Source organism: Kitasatospora sp. NPDC101176 (assembly GCF_044768035.1).
Lineage (GTDB): Bacteria > Actinomycetota > Actinomycetes > Streptomycetales > Streptomycetaceae > Kitasatospora.
The window spans coordinates 133,280-152,125 of sequence record NZ_JBIWPA010000010.1 but is presented as its reverse complement, the minus strand read 5'-3'; the positions used below and the strand labels follow the sequence as shown (position 1 = coordinate 152,125).

The following is an 18,846-nucleotide window of genomic DNA, read 5'->3' as shown; positions in this document are numbered from 1 at the left end:
GACGCAGACCCACCCACACCATCCCCACGACCCGAGAACGGCACCACCGGCGGCACCTCACCACCGCCGCCACCGTCACCACGCGGGCTCTCCGACGGCGAATCCGCCGTCGGCCTCCCATCCCCCCTCAACTCCCCCTGACGATCCAGGAACGCCGACACCCGCTCACCACGCGGCCCCGACGCAGACCCACCCACACCATCCCCACGACCCGAGAACGGCACCACCGGCGGCACCTCACCACCGCCGCCACCGTCACCACGCGGGCTCTCCGACTGCGAATCGGCGGTCGGCATCCGCTCCCCCCTCAACTCCGCCTGACGATCCAGGAACGCCGACACCCGCTCACCACGCGGCCCGTGCGACGCCCCGTCCAACCTGTGCCCCCCACCCGAGGACGGCACCACCGGATCGGCCTCCTCGGAGGCCTTGTCCGCCGTCGGGCGCCGCAAGTCCCGGAGTTCCGCCTGGCGGTCGAGGAACGCCCGCCGCATCTGCTCCTGCAGCGATTCGGCTTTCTTGGGCTGGTCGTTCTGCGGGCCGGGGCCTTCCGGTTCGGGGTTCCTGCGGCCGTCGGGGCCGGGGTGGGTCCCGGGCCGCGGTCCGTCGCCGTCACCGTCCCCGGACGGGTGCGGCGGCTTCCGCTCGGGCTTGGGGTCAGCCTTCGGGTCCGGCTTGGGATCCGCCTTCGGTCCGTCGCCGGTCGTGGCCGTGTTCCCGGACTCCGTGGCGCGGCGGGTCGGCGGCTCCGGGACGTTCCGGTTGCCGCCGGCGCCGCCGCTTCCGCTGCCACTCCCGTCGCCGGGCGCGTTCCCCTTGGGGTTGCCGTTCCCGCCGCCGCCGCCCTCCGCGGTCGCGCGAGCGCCCTGCGAGGTCGACCCCGCGTTACCGTCCGCACCGCCGCGGGAGGAGGACTCCGTCGGGACGGACGGCTTCCCGCCCGTCTCCTTCGCGTTCTCGGGGCCGCTCTTCGCCGATCCGCCGCCCTCGGTGCGGGGCGGGGTGAGCGAGGTGGTGCTGCCGCCCTCGAGGCCGGTCCGGTGCGCGCCGCCGCCCTCGGTGGGGCCGGGGACGTGCTCACCGAGCCTGGGCACCGGGAACGGCACGGCGTGGCCCGACAGGTTGGTGGCCAGCGAGAGCAGGGTCAGGGGGTGCAGCGGGCCGAAGTACTTGCTGGCGCCCGGGGGGATGTCGGCGTGCTGGAGGCTGTCGACGAACCTGACGTACTTGGTCATCAGGGGCGAGGCCGCCGCGTGCAGCAGGTGGCGTGCGCCGCCCATCAGGAACCCGGCGAGGAAGCTCGCACCGCTGGCGGTGAACTGGTGCTCCGGCTCGTAGATGAGGTTGTAGAAGCCTTCGCTGAGGTACTGGTTGGCGCCCATCTTGACCTGCTCGCCCAGTGCGTGGCCGAGCACGAACATCATGTTCAGCTTGTCGACGCGCCCGGCGAGTTCGGGCAGCTTCTCGGCGAGCAGGCGCAGTTCGCCGTTGGCCACCCTGGAGTTCTCGGCGATCTCGCGCAGGGCGGTGGCGAGGGCCGCACGGCTCTCCGGCGACTTGGCCCACTTCTCGACGAAGGCCTCGCCGAACCTGGTGCCGAGCTGCCGGGCGAGGTCCTTGCCGATGCCCTCGCCGAGGTGCTTCTCGAAGGAGGTGGCCAGGCTCTCGGTGAACCGGGCGCCGGCGTTGGCGCCGCTCTTGCCGCCGGCGGTGAAGCCCCTGCCGAGGAAGGAGGAGTTCTCCCGGAGGATCTTGTCGATGCCGGCGGCGAACCGGTTGGCGGCCTCGTCGCCGAGGGCGTGTCCGGCGCCCGCCCCGGCCTCCTTGCCGCCGACGTTGCCCAGCTCCTTGCCCCCGAGGTTGCCGAGCTCCTTGCCGCCGATCTTCCCGAGGTCTCCGGCGCCGGCCTTGGCGAGGCCGCCGGCGAGGCCCTTCAGTGAGTTGCCCAGCTCCTTCTGGACGAACAGCTTGCCGATCCCCATCCCGAAGAGCTTCCCCAGACCCATGCCGAGCAGGTGGAGCGGTCCCGCGATCACGCCGCTGATCGCGCCGAAGATCGCGGCCTGCTTGGTGAGGTCCTTGTCCCACTCGTGCCGGTTGCCCTGGGCGAACTGGATGCCCTGGATGATGCCGTCGAGCACCAGGGCGCCGAGGACACCGAAGAAGGTGTGGGTGAGGATCACCTGGAGGAGCTTCTTCAGCAGGGCGATGATGATCGCCTTCGCCGCCTGTTTCGCGCCCTCGACGGCGAGCAGCGAGGCGCCGCCGGTGAACGGGGCCCAGAAGATGGCCAGGGCGATCTCGATGACCAGTTGGACGATCTGACCGATGATCATCCACTTCGTGTACTCGACGGTGTTCGCGACCTTCCCCGCGAACTCGCCCAGCTCGTGGCAGAGCCTGCCGGCCGTGGTCAGGTAGTCGTCCTCGCCCGAGCTGCCGATGAACCGGCCCATCTCGCGGGTGAAGGCGTCCGCCGCCTCGCCCTCGAACTGCTGCTGGCACACCGCCACCAGCTCGGCGATGTACTCCCGGAGCTTGGGCAGGTCCTCGGACAGCGCCTGGTAGTCGTCGCGGACGTCCCGCAGCTCCCCCTCCTTGGACTCCGGCCACGGCATCCCGGTGAGGATGTGGAAGAACGACGCGACACCGGGCGAGACCTGGAGCGTGGAGTGGGCCATGGCGGGGGGAGCCTCCGGGCGTGGAGCTGCTGGTGCGGGGTGGGGAGGGCGCCGGTCGGACACGCCTCAGTGGCGCCGGGGGAGGCTCACTTCACGAGGTCGGTGGCGTGCTGGTCGGTCGCGTCGAACAGGTCGGCGGTGTCCTGGCCGTGCCGGGAGATGCTCAGCAGCTTGTTACGGATGCCGTCGACCAGGTTGGTCAGGTTCTCCGTCGGCTCGTCGACCTTCTCGTGGTACTGCTTGCCGATCTGGTCGGATCCGGCGGCCGTGCGGTTCTTCGCCCCGACCTCGACGATCTCGACCTTGACCTTCTCGACCAGCTCCGACATCTCGTCGAACTTGCCGAACGCGGACTTGAGGTCCTCGAGCTTCATCAGCCGCTTAGCCATTGAACTCCTCCTGCCGGTGGGAGGGCCGGGCCGCGTCGGCGCCCGGCCGCATGGCGGTGAGCGGCGCCAGCAGTGCGTCCAGGTCGAGGCCGCTCACCACCGAGAGGAGTTCGTCCTCCCCCTCGCCGGCGACGGCCAGCCGCAGCGATTCACCGACCCCGTCGAAGGCCCGCATGGACCGGCTGATCTGTTCGCCCATCCGCGCCTTGGCCTCGTTCAGCACGTCCTTGAGGACGGCGGCGAGCTGGGCGGGGGCCATCTCCTGGTACGCGGTGGTGTGGAAGGTGAGCGCGAGCACCTCGCCCTGCGAGCCGACCTGCGCGGTGACCATCCGGTCCTTGGACGTCGCCGAGGCGGTCGCGGCCTGCAGCTCGCGCGCCGTCTCGGCCATCCGGGCTTGCTGTTCCTCCAGGGCAGCCATCGCCTGCGCGAGGTGCTGCTCGATCGAGAACGTCATCTCCGTGTCTCCCTCTCCACTCTCGAATCGCCGGCCGGGTCTCAGCGGCCGATCACGCCGCTGACCGCACCGGTGTCGGTGCCCCAGACCTCTTCGTCCTCGGCCAGCCAGGTGGTCCGCTGGCGGCCCTTCTCGCCCTGGCCCGTCCCGCCCATGCCGCCGGCCATCGGCGGGACCATGGGCATCCCGCCGGCGCCGCTGGTGTTCACCGTGCGGCCCCGCAGCGCGGCGGCCTCCTCCGCGGCGCGCTCGGCGGCGGCCTTCTGACTCGCCGCGGCCTTCTCCGCCGCGGCCGCGGAACCGGTCATGGCGCCCTTGCCGACGGTGGGCACCGGGCCGCCGTTCTCCAGCGCCCGGGGGCCGAGCCCGCTGGCGGTGCCGACGATCCGGGAGCCGTTCGCGCCGGCACCGCCGATGCCCTCCTGGGTGCCGCCGGAGCCGAACAGCCCGGGGTAGAGGCCGAGCGAGCCGGTGCCGGAGGTGCCGTCGACGGTGCCCGGGTCGAGGCTCCAGGAGGCCGGGTCGGAGCCCGACCAGCGCGAGCCGCCGTCGAGGCCCCCGCTGCCGGTGCCGCCGGTCCAGTTCCCCGGGCCACCGCTGCCCGCTCCGCCGGTCCAGTTCCCGAGGCCGCCGCTGCCGGTACCGCCGCCCGACGAGGCCAGGGCCCGCTGCTGGTCGCGGACGCGCTGGAGGTAGTCGGAGACCGGCTTCTTCTGGGGGTCCAGCAGGGTGCCGTCCGCGGCGACGCTGGAGCCCTTCTCCACCACGACCGGGTTGCCGTTGGCGTCGAGGACGGGCTTGCCGTCGGCGTCGACCACCGAGCCGTCCTCCTTGACGGTGGACCCCTTGGGCACCTTGGCGTTGGGCCCGTAGACCCCGCCGCCGCTGCCCGCCGGCACGTACGCGCCCGGGGGGACGACGACCGGCTTGCCGTCCTTGCCGAGCACCTCCTTGCCGTTGGCGTCGTAGACCTTGCCCCCGTCGCCGATGTAGCCGCCGGGCGGGAGGAGGACCGGCTTGCGGTCCTTGTCCAGGAGCGGCTTGCCGTCCTTGTCGAGGATCGGGGTGCCGGCGCCGGTGCCGCCGCCCGTCCCTCCGGTGCCGCCGCTCCCCCCGGTGCCGATCCCGCCGATGACCGGCGGGGGCACGTGCCCGGTGCCGCCTCCCCCGCCGCCGGTGTTCTGGTGGTCGCCGCCGAGGCCGGTGCCGCCGCCGAGGTCGCTCTTGTCGCCGGCGCCTCCGCTGCCGTCGCCGCCGAGCTTGGTCTCGCTCCCGTCGCCGCCGCCGGGGGGCGGCGGGCCGCCTCCGGTGCCGGTGCCCGGGTCCGGCGCGTCCTTCGGGGGGAGGGTGATGCCGACCGGCAGGAGCCCGAAGAACAGCTTGTTGATCAGCGGCTGGTAGACGGTGTCCAGCGCCGTCATCGCGGTGTTGCCGGGCCCGTCCAGACCGGTCTGGACCTTGGCCAGCCAGTTCGTCTTGGCGGCGGCGTCGAGCGCCGTGTAGAACTCGGCGTTGTGCGGGTCCCCGAAGGGGGTGTCGAACTTCCAGCCGGTGGCCTCCCCGGTCCAGTCCGGGGCGTGGGCGTGCATCACCTTCACCAGCTCCTCCAGGATGCACTGGTAGGGGAAGCCGGTCGCGTACCAGGCCTGTTGGGCGGTCCAGAGCTCCTCGATCGTGACGCCGATCTGCTGCGCGGCGGTCTCCAGCATCGGCTTGTAGTTGGCCCCGACCAACTGGTTCTGCAGGTCGTCGAGTTCACCGGCGAAGCGCTGCAGGAGGATCTTGAACTCGCCCGCCGCGTCGCCCTCCCAGGTGTCACCCGAGGAATTGATCTTCGAGGCCCACTCGCGGGCCGCCTTCGCCTGCATCGTCAGCCACTTGACGCTGTCGTCGATGGCCGTGGCCGCGGCGAGCAGGCTCTGCGGGTGGATCGTGTCGTTGCCCCTGGTGCTGATGCCGAGCTTCTCGGTGGAGCCCGCCGGGACCTTCACCTTCACGTCCGGACGGATCGGCCCGAGGATCAGCTCCGCCTGGTGGTTGAACTTCGACAGCGGGCCGGTGGGGTCGTTCCCCCACTTCGAGTAGTCGATGTGGATGGAGACCTGGAAGTGGCGCTCCTTCTTCTGCGCGCCGTCGTAGAAGTTCATCGCCCACCAGACGTCCGGCACGCCCGTCCCCGACCCGTCCCACGCCTTCTGGTCGGCCGAGAAGTACCCGTCGAGGACCTCGAAGTTCCCGGTCAGCCAGGGGGCCGCCTTCGGCCCCGCGACGTCGGCCCGTCGGACGATCTCGACCGGCACCCCCGACTTCCTGGGGTTGAACGCGGTGAGGATGTCTTCCCAGAGCAGGGGCACGAGGGTCTCCGGAGGGGTGGATGAACGGGCGGGGACGGGACGGGGCCGGTCACGGACGGGTACCGGCGACGGACGGGGCGGCCCGGGGCGGCCGGGGGCGGGGTGCTACTTCCCGCCGCCCGCACCGCCGCCGCCCCCGCCGGCGCCGATGACGTCCTGCAGGATCTGCATCATCTGGGCCGCCGTCAGGGCGTGTTCGTGGGCGTCGTCCATCTGCCGGAGGAAGTCCTTGATGTCGAGCCGGGACTTCTCCAGCTGGGCGTGGAACTTCTTGAAGTCCTCCACCACGGGGCCGGCCAGGCTGTTCGCGAACAGGTCGTGCAGGTGGGTGCCGTTCTCGAAGTTGCCCGCGAGCAGCTCGGTGAAGTGGTTGGTCCCGCTCTCACCGCCCTTGCCGCTGAACCCCAGCATGGCGGTGAAGCCCGGGTCGCCCTCCAGCTTGCGCACGTAGGCCGGGAGGACGGTGTCCGCGAAGTTGACCAGGTCGTCGTGGTCGACGCTGAGGGTCGTGACCTGGGGGTCCGGGGGCGGGGTCGGGCTACCCATCGCGCCCGCCCGTCCCGCGGACCCGGTGCGCCGCGGTCATCAGCCGACGCCCTGGCCGGCGCGGCGGTCCGCGTCGCGCAGCAGGCCGTGCATGAGGCGCAGCGTGCCGACGCCGTCCTTGATCTCGTTCACCATGTCGCTGTCCCGGTCGGACAGGGAGTTGTAGAAGGTGTCGGCCGCGGTGGCGAGGTCACCGCTGAGCTGCGCCTGGGCGGTCCTGATCGCCGTCATGCAGTCCTTCATCGCCGCGTGCATGCCGTCACTGGCCTGCTGCAGGGCGTCCGCCGCCTCGTCGATGTTGGCGTGGTGGAGCGCGATGTCGCTCGGCTGGTCCCGCGGGGTGTCGGCCATGGCCGTCCTTTCGGTGGTACGTCGGTCCGGTGAGAGGGGGTCAGCGGGGGTTGAGGCCGTGCTCGACCTCGAGGGAGAGGTTGCTGCCGCCCCACTTGGTGCTGGCGCCGAGCGCCTCGGTGTGGGCGTTGCGGATCTGCTGGTGCCCGCTGGAGAAGTGGTCCTGGAAGGTCTGGTAGGCGGTCTTGAGCTGCCGGTACTGGTCCTGCCACTCGTGGATCTTGTTCTGGTAGGCCGTGCTGCACGCGGCCTGGAAGTGGCGGTGGACCTCGAGGTTCACGTCCTCGACCTGCATCCCGGCCCGGAACATGGCCTGGACGTGGGTGTCGAGGGTGGTCAGGACGGTCCTGACGGCCGCGTCCTGGACCTGCAAGAAGGCGGTCACGGGTTTCCCTTCGTCGGTGCGGGCTGCCGGTGGATCCCGGTACATCCGGTTCAACGGCGGTGCGGAACGCGGTGGTTCAGCGCGGACAGAGCGGATCGGACGGGCGGGCGGCGGTGGCCGCCGGGGCCGGCTCCGCGGGGCCGGCCAGCGCGGCCGGGTCGAGGCCGGGGCCGGTCGGGAGCAGGGCCAGCAGGCTCTCCGGCAGGGCGGACGGCGCGGTGCCGTCGTAGCCGAGCTGCTTGACGGCGGCCGCCGACGCGAGCGGGTACTTCACCCCGGCATCGGTGACCAGGTAGAGGGTGCTGCCGAGGCCCGCGCTGGACAGCGCCCGGACGAGGGCGCCGCCGCCGGGCCGGACGGCGATCCGGTCGGCGCCCGCGCAGGCGGGGGCCACCCCGGGCTGGGCGGCCGGCGGCGCGCCGGTGACGGCGCCGGCGTCGAGCAGGGTGACGGAGGTGGTCGGCGCCTGCCCGGTGAGGTGCAGCTCGGCGCAGACGCCCCGGCCCGGGGGGACCGTCACCAACTCGGGCGGCGCGGAGGGCAGTGCGGGGGTGCCGGACCGCCCGGCCGGGCGCGCCGGCGCGGTGTGCGCGGCGAGGTCGGCCGGGCCGAGGGCGACCGGGGTGACGGCGCCGTCCTGGTAGGCGGTGTGCTGGGTGCGGGGGTCGTTGGCGAGCAGTTCGAAGGCCATCCGGTCGAGCGGGGCGAGGCCGGCGGCGGTCAGCAGGTAGGGGTCGCCGCCGGGGCCGGTGAAGAGCTGGCCGATCCGGGTGGGCTGCCCGGCCAGCTGCGGTCCGGCGGTGCCGCGGCCCTCGACGTCGGGGAAGGCCAGGTCGGGGCCGGCGGCCAGCGCATTGAGGAAGGCCGAGGTCACCGGGTAGGCGGTGACGGCGGGCTGGCCGAGGGCGCGCCGGGCGCCGCCGGCGCCGTCCAGGCGCAGCCGGCGGCCGTGCCAGAGCAGGTACTCGGTGCCGTCGGGGGCGGCGACCAGGGCGGCCTGGCCGTCCGTCAGCCCGGCGCCCCGGGCGGCAGCACCGACGGCCAGGTCCAGTTCGGGGAGCCGGCCGCCAGCGGGCCCGGGCCGGCTGACGGCGCAGGCCAGCCAGGGCGCGTCGGCGAGCCGGCCGGGCTCGGGCAGGCCGTCGGGGGCGCCGAGGATGCCGATCGGGGCGCCGCGCGGGGTGTCGGCCAGCGAGCGCACCCCGACCTGGTCGACGACCAGCTGCTCGCCGGCCAGGAGCCGGGCGCTTGCCTCGTTCAGCACGGGGTGCAGGGCGCCGTCCAGGTAGAGGTAGCGGGCGCCGCTCTCCTTGACCACCACCAGGGTGCCGGGCTTGCGCCAGCCGGTGGCCCCGCCGGGGACCATCACGCCGTACACGGCGACGCCCAGGCAGACCAGCACGGCGACGACCAGTCCGGCGACGGTGCCGCGGGAGGTGCGCCCGGCAGGGGTGTCGGCCGCGTCGGGTTCGCCGCGCAGCATGCCGGTGGCGAGCCTGCCCATCACGAACAGGTGGGCCTGCACCTGGTCGCGCTTCGACTGCATCTCGGGGTCTCCTTGGGCGTGTTCCCGGCACCTGCCGGGCCGGGGACGGGGGGTGCGTGCCGGTTCCGGCTCAGCCGGCCAGGCCGCGCAGCGCGTGGTAGACGCCGGCCACCGCCAGCGCCAGCGGGATCACCGCGACCGCCGCCGCGGTGTGCAGCAGGTCGGCGGCCCGGCCCCAGTACGGCAGCAGCCGGCGCCCGGGGATCGTCCAGGCGGTGACGGCCAGCGCGGCCGCCGCCACGAGCAGCAGGACCAGCACCGACAGCCGGCCGCCGGTGGGTTCGCCGACCACCCGGTGACCGAGCAGCAGCGCCGGGCCGTAGACGCCGGGCAGCAGGACGGACAGCCGCTGCGGGATGCTGCCGATGGCGCGGGCGTGCAGCAGCAGCAGGACGGACAGCGTGGCGGTGAGGGCCGTGCCGGCCCAGCCCGGCTCGTCGGCGACCAGTGTCACGCAGCCGGTCAGGACGACGCCGAGCGCCAGGTGGAAGGCGGTCAGGTAGCCGTCGGCGACGGCGCTGCGGCTGCGGACGGTGGCGCTCGGCACGGCCGCGATGCCCTCCTGCAGTTCCTCGGCGTTGCGCGGCAGCGCGGGCAGCCGCAGCCCCGACAGCCGGAAGCAGATCCCCGGCACGAAGGCCCCGACGATCACCGCGAGCACGGCCAGCACCGCCGCCGTCTGCCCGCCGTCCTGACCGCCCAGCAGCAGGGCGCCCGCCAGCACGCCGTACAGCGCGGTCAGCACCGCGCCGAGGAACAGCGGTGCCGCGCAGCCGACCGCGGCCAGGGCCAGCACCGCGGCCCCGGCGGCCGCGCAGCCGCCGGCCAGGAACCGGGCGCCGGTCGCGCCGGGCGCGCCGCCGGTCGGCAGCAGGGCCCCGGCCAGGGCCAGGTAGGGCACGGCGGCGGCGCCGAGCGCGGTGCCGGCGCCCGCGTCGCCGACGGCCCGGGAGGCGCTCAGGGCGCCCAGCAGCAGGAGCAGGCCGGTGGCGGCCGCGGCCAGCACCCGCGGCTGCGCGGGGCCGGGGAGCAGCAGGACGGCGAGGCCGCCGACCAGGGCGGTCACGGCCAGTCCGAGCGCGAGGTGGTGGGTCAGCGCCGGGCGCCAGGTGTCGGAGCGGGCCCGCATGCCGGTGGCGACGGCGTCGGGCAGGTCGTCGTAGTGGACCTCGGGCAGCGCGTCGCGGCGCGGGCGCAGGTGGAGTTCGTCGCCGTCGTGCAGGTCGAGGGCGTCGGCGCCCAGCTCCTCGTCCAGCGGCGGGCCGCCGAGGCGCTGCAGGATCCAGCCGTCGTGCTCGACGCCCTGTTCCTCCAGCTCGGGGCCGGCGTGGGCGAGGACCGCCGGCAGCAGGTCGGCCAGCGGGACGTCGGCGGGGACGGCGAGTTCGAGCACCGCCGCGGGGGTGCGGAACCTCAGTCGGCACAGTCCGGCGACGGCGGTCCCGTTCGCGCTCCCGTTCACTGCTCTCCCTCACGACACGCCCAGATCCGGTGTGGCGAGGTGGCCGCCCGGGCCCGTCTGGGGGAGGGGCGGGCCCGGGCGTCACCTCACCTGGAGCCACGGGCGGCGGAGCGCGCCGGGTTCACCGCGGGTGGAACCGGCTCGCGCTGAACCCGGCCCGGCGCCCGGTCCGTCGTCCCGGGTGGACGGTGCGCGTCCGTCGCGGCCGGCGCTCCGGGCGGCCGGTCCCGAGCCGTCCCGAGCCGTCCCGAGCCGAGGAGCCCTTCGTTGAGTGTGGTGCTGGTCAACCGTCCGCCGCGGCGCCCCGGCCCGGCGATGCCCGACGGCGAGATCCAGTTGCAGGAGCCGCCGGTCCTGCCGGAGTCGCAGAGCGGCATGTCCAACATGATCATGATGGCTCCGATGGCGCTCAGCTCGCTGTCGATGGTCTTCGTCTTCCTGCGCCCCGGCGATGGCGGCGGCGTCATGACCTACGTCGCGATGGGCATGATGGCGCTGTCCGCCGTCGGCATGCTGGTGACCCAGCTGATCCGCGGAGCCAGTGACCGCAAGCGGGAACTGCGCGCGGAACGCCGCGACTACCTGCGCTACCTCTCCCAGGTCCGCCGCCAGGTGCGCGACCGGATCGCCCGTCAGCAGGCGGCGCTGGCCTGGCGCCACCCGGCGCCCGCCGCGCTCGGCTCGCTGGTGCGCACCTCCCGGCTGTGGGAGCGGCGCAGCGCGCACCCGGACTTCGGCGACGTGCGGATCGGCACCGGGCACCAGCGGCTCGCGGTGCGGCTGGCCCCGCTGTCCACCAAGCCGGTGGAGGACCTGGAGCCGCTGTGCGCGCACGCGCTGCGCCGACTCATCCACGCCTACGGCACCGTCGCCGACCAGCCGATCGCCGTCTACCTGCGCGGCTACGCCCAGGTCCTGCTGCGCGGCGGGGACGACGCCGCGAACCGGGCGCTGGCCCGCGCGATGCTGGCGCAGCTGGCGCTCTTCCACGCCCCCGACGAGCTGCGGATCGCCGTGGTGACGGAGCCCGCGCGGCAGCAGGAGTGGGAGTGGACCAAGTGGCTGCCCCACGCCCTGCACCCCGAGGAGGTCGACGGGGTGGGGCCCGTGCGGCTGGTGGCGGGGTCGCTGGTGGAGATCGAGCAGCTGCTCGGCGACGAGTTCGCCGGCCGCCCGCCGTACGAGCCGGAGGCCCAGCCCGGCCGGGACGAGCCGTTCACCGTGATCGTGCTCGACGGCCCGCAGGCGCCGCCCGCGGGCCGCGCCGCACTGGCCGGCTGGCGCAACGCCGTGCTGCTGGACCTCGGCGACACCCTGGAGTGGAAGCCGCTGCGGCACCGGCTGCGGCTGCGGATCGAGGACGGCCGGCTGGCCATGGTCGGGGCCGACCGCAACCACCGCGACGAGGTGACCGACCTCGGCCGGCCCGACGGACTGTCGCTGCCGGCGGCCCGCCGGCTGGCCACCCTGCTCGCCCCCTACCGGATCGGCGACACGGCGGACGCCGGGGAGCCGCTGGCCACCGACTTCGACCTCGCCGCCCTGCTCGGCATCCGCGACCTGCAGCGGCACGACGTCGGCCAGGGGTGGGCCGGGCGGGCCCCGCGCGAGCGGCTGCGGGTGCCGCTCGGCATCGCCGGCGACGGCACGCCGGTCGAACTCGACATCAAGGAGTCCGCGCAGGGCGGCATGGGCCCGCACGGCATGCTGATCGGCGCCACCGGCTCCGGCAAGTCCGAACTCCTGCGCACCCTGGTGCTGGCGCTCGCCCTGACGCACTCCTCGGAGACCCTCAACTTCGTGCTCGTCGACTTCAAGGGCGGCGCGACCTTCCTCGGCCTGGACCGCCTGCCGCACACCTCGGCGGTGATCACCAACCTGGCCGACGAGGCCGCCCTGGTCGACCGCATGCGCGACGCGCTGCACGGCGAACTCGTCCGCCGTCAGGAGCTGCTCCGCTCGGCGGGCAACTACTCCTCGCTGCTGGACTACGAGACCGCCCGCGCCGCCGGCACCCCGCTGGACCCGTTGCCGACCCTCTTCGTGGTGGTCGACGAGTTCTCCGAACTGCTCGCCGCCCACCGCGACTTCATGGACCTCTTCATCATGATCGGCCGCCTCGGCCGCTCCCTGGGCGTCCACCTGCTGCTCGCCTCCCAGCGCCTCGACGAGGGCCGCATGCACGCCCTCGAGTCCCACCTCTCCTACCGGATCGGCCTGCGCACCTTCTCCGCCATGGAGAGCCGCGGCGTGCTCGGCGTCCCCGACGCCTACCAGCTGCCCCCGCAGCCCGGCAACGGCTTCCTGCGCAGCGACATCGCCACCCTCACCCGGTTCAAGGCCGCCTACGTCTCCGGCCCCTACCGGGCCCGGCGCCCCGCAGCCGCCCGTCAGGAGGCCGCGGCGGGCCAGGTCGCCCACTACGGCACCGGCTACGTGGCGCCGCGTCAGCCCGTCGCGCCGCCGGTCGCCACGGAGCCGGAGGAGACCCCGGAACAGACCCGCACCCTGCTCGACCTCGCCGCGGAACGGCTCACCGACGCGGGCCCGCCCGCCTACCAGGTGTGGCTGCCGCCGCTGGGCGTCCCGCCCACCCTCGACCAGTTGCTGCCACCGCTCGCCCCGCACCCCGAGCACGGCCTCACCACCGAGACCGGGTCCGGCCGCGGCACCCTGACGGTGCCCCTCGGCGTCATCGACCGCCCCTTCCAGCAGGTCCGCGACCTGCTCACCGCCGACCTGTCCGGGGCGGGCGGCCACGTCGGCGTCGCCGGCGGCCCGCAGAGCGGCAAGAGCACCCTGCTGCGCACCCTGATCACCGGGCTCGCACTCACCCATACCCCGCGTCAGGTGCAGTTCTACTGCCTGGACTTCGGCGGCGGCACGCTCTCCTCGCTGCGCGGGCTGCCGCACGTCGGCGGGATCACCGGTCGGCACGACCCGGAGCGGGTGCTGCGCACCGTCGCCGAGGTCAACGGCATCCTCGTCCGGCGCGAACAGCGCTTCGCCGAGCTCGGGATCGACTCCGTCGCCGCCTTCCGCCGCCGACTCGCGGCCGGCGAGCTGCCGGACGAGCCGCACGGCGACGTCTTCCTCGTCATCGACGGCTGGAACACCGTCCGCCAGGAGTTCACCGACCTCGCCCCCGCCCTCACCCTGATCGCCCAGCGCGGCCTCAACTACGGCATCCACCTGATCGTCGGCACCACCCGCTGGGGCGAGGTCAGCGGCGCCCTGCGCGACCTCCTCGGGACCCGCTTCGAACTGCGGCTCGGCGACGCCGTCGACTCCGCCGTCAACATGCGGGCCGCCGGCACCGTCCCGAACGTCCCCGGCCGGGGCCTCACCACGGACGCGATGCACTTCCTCACCGCCCTGCCCCGGCTGGACGGCGGCGGCAGCGCCGAGGACCTCGGCGAGGGCGTCGCCGACCTGGTCGACGCCGTCGCCGAGCACTGGAGCGGTCCGCGCGCTCCCGAGATCCGGATGCTGCCGCTGCAGCTGCCCGCCTCCGCCCTGCCCGCCCCCGAGGGCCGGCTGCGCGTCCCGCTCGGGCTCCAGGACGTCACGCTCGCCCCGCTCTGGCACGACTTCGAGGAGGCCCCGCACCTGGTCGTGGTGGGCGACAGCGAGGCCGGCAAGACCAACCTGCTCAAGCTCGTCGCCGACGCCGTCACCACGGCCTACCGCCCCGACGAGGCGCGGATCATGCTCATCGACTACCGTCGCGTCCTCCAGGAGGCGGTGCCCCAGGAGTACCGACTCGGACACGCCGTCAGCGTCGACGTGCTGCGCCAGATCGTCGACGGCGCCGCCCGCGCCATGGCCAACCGGCTGCCCGGCGCCGACATCGCCCCTGCGCGGCTGCGGCTGCGCGACTGGTGGGAGGGGCCCGAACTGTTCATCGTCGTCGACGACTACGAACTGGTCTCCGGCTCCCCCGGCGGCTACGGCAGCCACCCCTTCGAGCCGCTGCTCGACTACCTGGCCCAGGGCGCCGAACTCGGCCTGCACCTGATCGTCGCGCGCAGCGCCAACGGCGTCGGCCGGGCCTCCTCGGACCAGCTGCTGCGCCGGCTGGCGGAGGTCAACACCCCGGCGGTGCTGCTGTCCTGCCCGCCCAGCGAGGGCTACCTGTTCGGCGACACCAAGCCCCGCGTCCTCCCGGCCGGGCGCGGCCTGTACATCACCCGGCGCCGCACGGTACAGCTGCAGACGGCGGTCGTCGCGGAGGGCGACATCGAGGAGGCGTCCTGAGGGGAGCCTCGTCGGGGCGGGCGGCAGGGAGGAGGTCGGGGCGTGGGGCGTGCGGCCGCCGGCCGGCCCCGCGGTGAACCCGGCCCCGCGGTGAACCCGGCCCGGCGCCGCGGCCGTAGAGCCGGGTGACGCGCCCGGCAGACGCGACCGGGCGCCGGGGAGGCGGGACGATGACCACACCAGCGCACGCGGCAGGGGACGCCCCCCGCACCGCCGGGGCGGGCCGGCGCCTGCTGACCCGCCGTCGCACCGCCGCCGCGCCGCCGCCCGCCACGCTCCACCGGGTCGGACCGCACTTCGTGATCGCCCCCGGCGGTGCGGACGGTGACGCTCCGACCGCCCTGCCGGGTGCGCTCACCGACGCCCTGCAGCTGCTCAGCCCCGTCGCCCGGACCGTCACCGTCCTCGCCGCCGCCCCCGACGCGCCCGCCGTCCTGTTCGGCCGGCTGGACGAGCTCACCCGCACCGCGGCCGCCCGGGACGCCACCGCCCTCGTCCTCGCCGCCTCCGGACTGGCCGCCGCCCCCGACACCGGGCGCCGGCCCGCCGAACGGATCGCCGAACTCGCCGGACTCGGGGTCGTCGCCCCGGACGGCCTGGTCACCCTGCGGCCCGACGGCACCCTGCTCACCAGCGGGCCCAGCGACGACACGCCGTCCTCCTGGTGGCTCTGCACCCCGGCCGGCCACCTGCGACGGCTCGGGCCGCTCTGGCCGCTGCCCCCGGAACCCGCCGCACCGCCCGCCCGGTCGGCACCCGTGCCGCCCGCGGCCGACCCGGCACGGCCCGCCGCCGCACCCCCCGCCGCCGCGATGCCCGGACCGGACCTCCCGGAGGCCCCGGACGGCCCGCAGGCCCCGCCCGCCCCGAGCGGCTCGCACCCCGCCGACCCGCTGGTCACGGCGCTGCCGCACGGCTACTGGATCCGCACCCGCCCCGCCCCCGACGGTCCCCCCGGCCCGCTGACCAGGGCCCGGGCCGACGAGGGCACCGTCGTCCTGGTGGTCGGCGACCCCGGGACGCCCCTCCCCCCGGCCGAGGAGCTCGCCGACCGGCTCCGCGCCCTCCTCCCCGACGGGCCCGGCGGCGAGCCCCCGGAGCTGCTGCTCAGCGCCCCCTGGGCCACCGTCAGCGCGCTCACCGCCCTGGCCGACGGCCTCGCCACCGCACTCGGGCGCGACCTCCGCGCCGCCGTCGGACTGCCGCTGCGCACGGCCGCCGGCTCCTCCTCCCGGGTGCTCGCCGCCGACGGCACCCCCGCCTGGGAGCCCTGGCTCACCGAACTGACCGCCTCCCCCGCCCGCGGCCGCGTCGTCGCCTCCGCCTGGCGCACCGCCCCCGGCGGACCGCCGAGCTGCGGACCGGCGCTGTACCGGACCCCGGTCCCGGGCTGGCTCCTGGAGGCGGTGCCCGCGGGGCTCTGGCTGCGGCCCCGGGCGGAGCCGCAGGACCGCGGCCCCCGCCTGCGGGAGCCGGACCGGGCCCGCCCGCTGCTGATCGCCGGTGCGGACGGGCTGCCGGTGCCGCCGGAGGTGCTCGGCGTCCTGGAGGACCTCCGCGCCTCCCTGACCGCGCCGGGTGCGACCGCACCCGACCTGCTGGTCCAGGGCGTGTCCGCGCGCGGTGCCGCCGAGGAGCCGGCCGCCCCGGCCGCCGTGCCGGCCGCCGCCGTCCCGCCGCCCGCGGTCCTCCGCGCCGGGCCCCCGGCCGGGGCGAGCGGGGCCGCGGAGCCTGAGGCCTCTGCGGAACCCGAGGCAGCCCCGGCGCCCGAGGCCGCCGAGGAACCCCGGGAGCCCACCGCGCCCGCGGAACCTCCCGTCGCCCCCGCCGCCGCCCGGCTCCTCGCACCGGACGGCGGCACCGTCTCCGGGCGGCCGAGCACCGCCGCCGAACGGGCCGCCTTCCGGGCCCTGGTGGGCGAGCACTTCCAGCGCAGCGCCAGTCGGGCCGAGCAGGCCGCGACCCGACTGCCGGCACTGCGTTCGCACACCCGGGACGACCTGAAGAGCGACCTCGCCGCGGTCTACCTGCACCACGTCGACACGGGCGTCCCGGTGTCCCGCGCCGAGCTGGTCGCGTCGGCCCGCCGGCCCGGCGGCGGTCCACTGGCGGCGTACCTGGCCTGCCTCGGGTCCGGGCTGCGGCGGCTGCCGAACCACCGCGGGGCCGTCCTGCTGGGTGCCGACGCGGGGGCCGAGGTGCTGCGCCACTACACCCCGGGGGCGCTGCTGGTGGAGCCGGCGCCGGTGGTCGGGACGCCCGCCGCGGAGGTGCTGCCGGGGACGGCGGTCGAGTTCCTGGTGTGGTCGGCGACCGGCCGCCGGACGTCGGTGATGGCCGAGGACGGCGAGCCCGAGGTGGTGTTCCCGCCCGGCTCCCGGTTCTCCGTCCTGGAGGTCGTGCCCGCCGCGGAGGGCCGCCCGGACCGGGTCCTGCTGCGCGAGGTGGGCCCGGGCGGACCGGCCGAGTCGGCGGACGAACGCGACCGCCAGGCCCGCACCCGGCTGCTCGACTGGCTGGAGCGCCGTGACGCCCTCGCCCCGGAGCTGCGGCGCCCGTCGGCCCGGCCCGGGCGCCTGCACCTGACCCCGGGCGTCGCCGCGCCCTCATGGGACTGACACCCCGCCGGCCCGACGGTGCAGCGGCCGCCCCTGAAGGGCGAACCCCGACGGCCGCCGACTGAACGACGTCGGTACCGGGGCTTGTCCCTAGCCCGCGGGCGTACTGCGCGGTTCGACGCGGAAGTCGAACGCGACGGTCCCGGGATCGACGGCCGTCACACCGCCGTCGACGGTGAGCACCGCCCCGTTGACGAAGGACGCGGCCGGCGAGAGCAGCCAGGCGATGGCCTCCGCGACCTCCTGCGGCTCGCCGGGGCGGCGCGCGGGAACGAGCCGGGTCGCCGCCTCGTACGCCGCCTCCGTGCCACCCTCCCCCAGGCCCGCCTCGTCGGCGAAGCGCGCCATCCGCCGGTCGGCCATATCGGTGCGCACCCAGCTGGGACACACGGTGTTGGCGCGCAACCCGTGCTGCCCGTAGTCGACGGCCAGGGACCGACAGAGCTGGAGCAGGGCGGCCTTGGACGTCGCGTACGCGGCGTTGCCCACCCCGTTGCGCAGCGCGGACACCGAGGCGACGGCGACCACCGAGCCACGGGCCTCCAGCAGGTGAGGGAGCGCGGCGCGCTGAAGGAGGAAGGGGCCGGTGACGTTGATCCGCATCACGGCCTCCCAGTCCTCGATCGACAGGTCGCCGACACCCCCGCTGCGCCCGGTGCCGACGTTGGCCCTACGACGCACCGATCTGACGGCCGATCGGTCCAGCCGCTCCCGCCCGCACGACGACCGGGATCCACCAGGGACGGCACCCATCGCTGCGGCCCGCCCCGGGTCGTCGGCGCGGGGCGGGCCGTCAGCGCGGCCGCGCGGCCGGCTGTGGGATGCGTCACCGCCGGGCACCGGTGGGCGGTTCGGGCCCCTACGATCACCAGCGCGGGCCGGGCCGCCGCCCGGCCCGCCCTGTTCGTCACCCCGCGATCGGCCCGAGGAGCACCTCCCTTGACCACCGGCACCACCGCGCCCGACAGCTACTACCAGCGCATCGACGAGGACCACTACAAGCCCACCGCCCACGCGGGCGGCGCCTGGGACACCGCCGAGCAGCACTTCAGCCCGCTGGCCGGCCTCGTCGTCCACGCGGTCGACCGCCACCTCGCCGCACGCCCGGACACCGGTCTGACGCTGTCCCGGATCAGCTACGACATCCTCGGGCGGCTCCCGCTGGACGAGTGCACGATCAGCGTGGAGAGCATCCGGCCCGGCCGCACGGTCGAACTGCTGGAGGCCGTCGTGGTGATCGGCGACCGCCCGGTGGTGCGGGCCCGCGCCTGGCTGCTGGCCGCCTCCGACACCGCCGCCGTCGCCGCCACCGCGCAGGAGCGGATGGCGCCGCCCGAGGAGTGCGAGCCCTGGGCGATGGACGGCGAGTGGGACGGCGGCTACGTCTCCTCCATCGAGGTCCGCCGGGGGCCGGAGCACCGGCCGGGCCGCGCCACCGCCTGGATCTCCAGCCCGGTGACCCTGGTCGCCGGCGAGCCGAGCAGCGCGCTCGCCTCCTACCTCGCCCTGGTGGACACCGCCAACGGCATCGCACCCCGCCAGCCGCACACCGACTGGATGTTCCCCAACGTGGACCTGACCGTCCACCTGCACCGCCACCCCGAGGGCCGCTGGACCGGCCTGGACACCACCGTCTCCTTCGGCCCCACCGGTCTCGGCCTCACCAGCAGCGTCCTGCACGACCGCCACGGCCCCATGGGCTGCGCGCAGCAGAGCCTCACCGTCCGCCCGCAGCCGGGCGCCGCCGGGTAGCCGCCGGGCAGTGCCGGGTGGCGACCGGCCGGCCGCCGGCCCGGGCGC

Annotated in this window: 11 protein-coding genes and 2 pseudogenes; 3 read left to right on the top strand and 10 right to left on the bottom strand. The window is 75.3% G+C overall.

Translation table 11 applies throughout. From position 1 onward, the window contains the following. The 9 genes and pseudogenes from ACIRS1_RS17105 to eccD form a co-directional block, all read right to left on the bottom strand. Window positions 1–2,681 (bottom strand): annotated as a pseudogene (locus ACIRS1_RS17105) (hypothetical protein); the annotation flags it as partial. Window positions 2,682–2,767: 86 nt separating this feature from the next. Next, window positions 2,768–3,070, bottom strand: coding sequence for a hypothetical protein (locus ACIRS1_RS17100; RefSeq protein WP_360216881.1), 303 nt, complete (start codon window positions 3,068–3,070; stop codon window positions 2,768–2,770). Beyond that, a complete protein-coding gene (locus tag ACIRS1_RS17095; protein ID WP_402840318.1) occupies window positions 3,063–3,527 on the bottom strand; it encodes a YbaB/EbfC family nucleoid-associated protein in 465 nt (154 codons plus the stop codon). Before ACIRS1_RS17095 ends, ACIRS1_RS17100 begins: the two co-directional genes overlap by 8 nt. A gap of 41 nt (window positions 3,528–3,568) precedes the next feature. Next, a complete protein-coding gene (locus tag ACIRS1_RS17090) occupies window positions 3,569–5,881 on the bottom strand; it encodes a hypothetical protein (protein ID WP_402840315.1) in 2,313 nt (770 codons plus the stop codon). Between the two features lie 105 nt (window positions 5,882–5,986). Beyond that, window positions 5,987–6,427: a hypothetical protein gene (locus ACIRS1_RS17085; RefSeq protein ID WP_396316645.1), complete on the bottom strand. Its 441-nt coding sequence runs from the start codon at window positions 6,425–6,427 to the stop codon at window positions 5,987–5,989. 39 nt (window positions 6,428–6,466) lie between these two features. Continuing rightward, window positions 6,467–6,778 carry a hypothetical protein gene (locus tag ACIRS1_RS17080; protein ID WP_402840312.1) on the bottom strand — a complete coding sequence of 104 codons (312 nt, stop codon included), beginning with the start codon at window positions 6,776–6,778 and terminating at the stop codon, window positions 6,467–6,469. A 40-nt stretch (window positions 6,779–6,818) separates the two neighbouring features. Continuing rightward, entirely contained in the window at window positions 6,819–7,163 is a 345-nt protein-coding gene (locus ACIRS1_RS17075) for a hypothetical protein (RefSeq protein WP_396316647.1), read from the bottom strand. A 76-nt stretch (window positions 7,164–7,239) separates the two neighbouring features. Next, a complete protein-coding gene (eccB, locus tag ACIRS1_RS17070) occupies window positions 7,240–8,709 on the bottom strand; it encodes a type VII secretion protein EccB (protein WP_396316648.1) in 1,470 nt (489 codons plus the stop codon). A gap of 70 nt (window positions 8,710–8,779) precedes the next feature. Next, window positions 8,780–10,171 carry a type VII secretion integral membrane protein EccD gene (gene eccD / locus ACIRS1_RS17065; protein ID WP_402840309.1) on the bottom strand — a complete coding sequence of 464 codons (1,392 nt, stop codon included), beginning with the start codon at window positions 10,169–10,171 and terminating at the stop codon, window positions 8,780–8,782. A 267-nt stretch (window positions 10,172–10,438) separates the two neighbouring features. Between eccD and eccCa the strand changes: the two genes are divergently transcribed. Further along, complete coding sequence (gene eccCa, locus ACIRS1_RS17060; protein WP_402840306.1) at window positions 10,439–14,428, top strand: type VII secretion protein EccCa; 3,990 nt, start codon at window positions 10,439–10,441, stop codon at window positions 14,426–14,428. A gap of 170 nt (window positions 14,429–14,598) precedes the next feature. Further along, window positions 14,599–17,046 (top strand): hypothetical protein, encoded by a 2,448-nt coding sequence (locus ACIRS1_RS17055; protein ID WP_402840303.1) that lies wholly within the window; start codon window positions 14,599–14,601, stop codon window positions 17,044–17,046. Between the two features lie 90 nt (window positions 17,047–17,136). Here ACIRS1_RS17055 and ACIRS1_RS17050 read toward each other — a convergent pair. Then, window positions 17,137–17,712: pseudogene (locus tag ACIRS1_RS17050) on the bottom strand (SDR family NAD(P)-dependent oxidoreductase); the annotation flags it as partial. Window positions 17,713–17,985: 273 nt separating this feature from the next. Here ACIRS1_RS17050 and ACIRS1_RS17045 point away from each other — a divergent pair. Beyond that, on the top strand, window positions 17,986–18,798 hold the full coding sequence (locus tag ACIRS1_RS17045; protein ID WP_402840300.1) for a thioesterase family protein: 813 nt from the start codon (window positions 17,986–17,988) through the stop codon (window positions 18,796–18,798). The last annotated feature ends 48 nt before the right edge of the window (window positions 18,799–18,846 follow it).

What these genes read in the sequence shown, in the direction of transcription:
- ACIRS1_RS17080 (WP_402840312.1), bottom strand. Translation starts at nt 6,778, where the DNA reads ATGGCCGACACCCCGCGGGACCAGCCGAGCGACATCGCGCTCCACCAC.
- ACIRS1_RS17085 (WP_396316645.1), bottom strand. Translation starts at nt 6,427, where the DNA reads ATGGGTAGCCCGACCCCGCCCCCGGACCCCCAGGTCACGACCCTCAGC.
- ACIRS1_RS17100 (WP_360216881.1), bottom strand. Translation starts at nt 3,070, where the DNA reads ATGGCTAAGCGGCTGATGAAGCTCGAGGACCTCAAGTCCGCGTTCGGC.
- eccB (WP_396316648.1), bottom strand. Translation starts at nt 8,709, where the DNA reads ATGCAGTCGAAGCGCGACCAGGTGCAGGCCCACCTGTTCGTGATGGGC.
- ACIRS1_RS17055 (WP_402840303.1), top strand. Translation starts at nt 14,599, where the DNA reads ATGACCACACCAGCGCACGCGGCAGGGGACGCCCCCCGCACCGCCGGG.
- ACIRS1_RS17095 (WP_402840318.1), bottom strand. Translation starts at nt 3,527, where the DNA reads ATGACGTTCTCGATCGAGCAGCACCTCGCGCAGGCGATGGCTGCCCTG.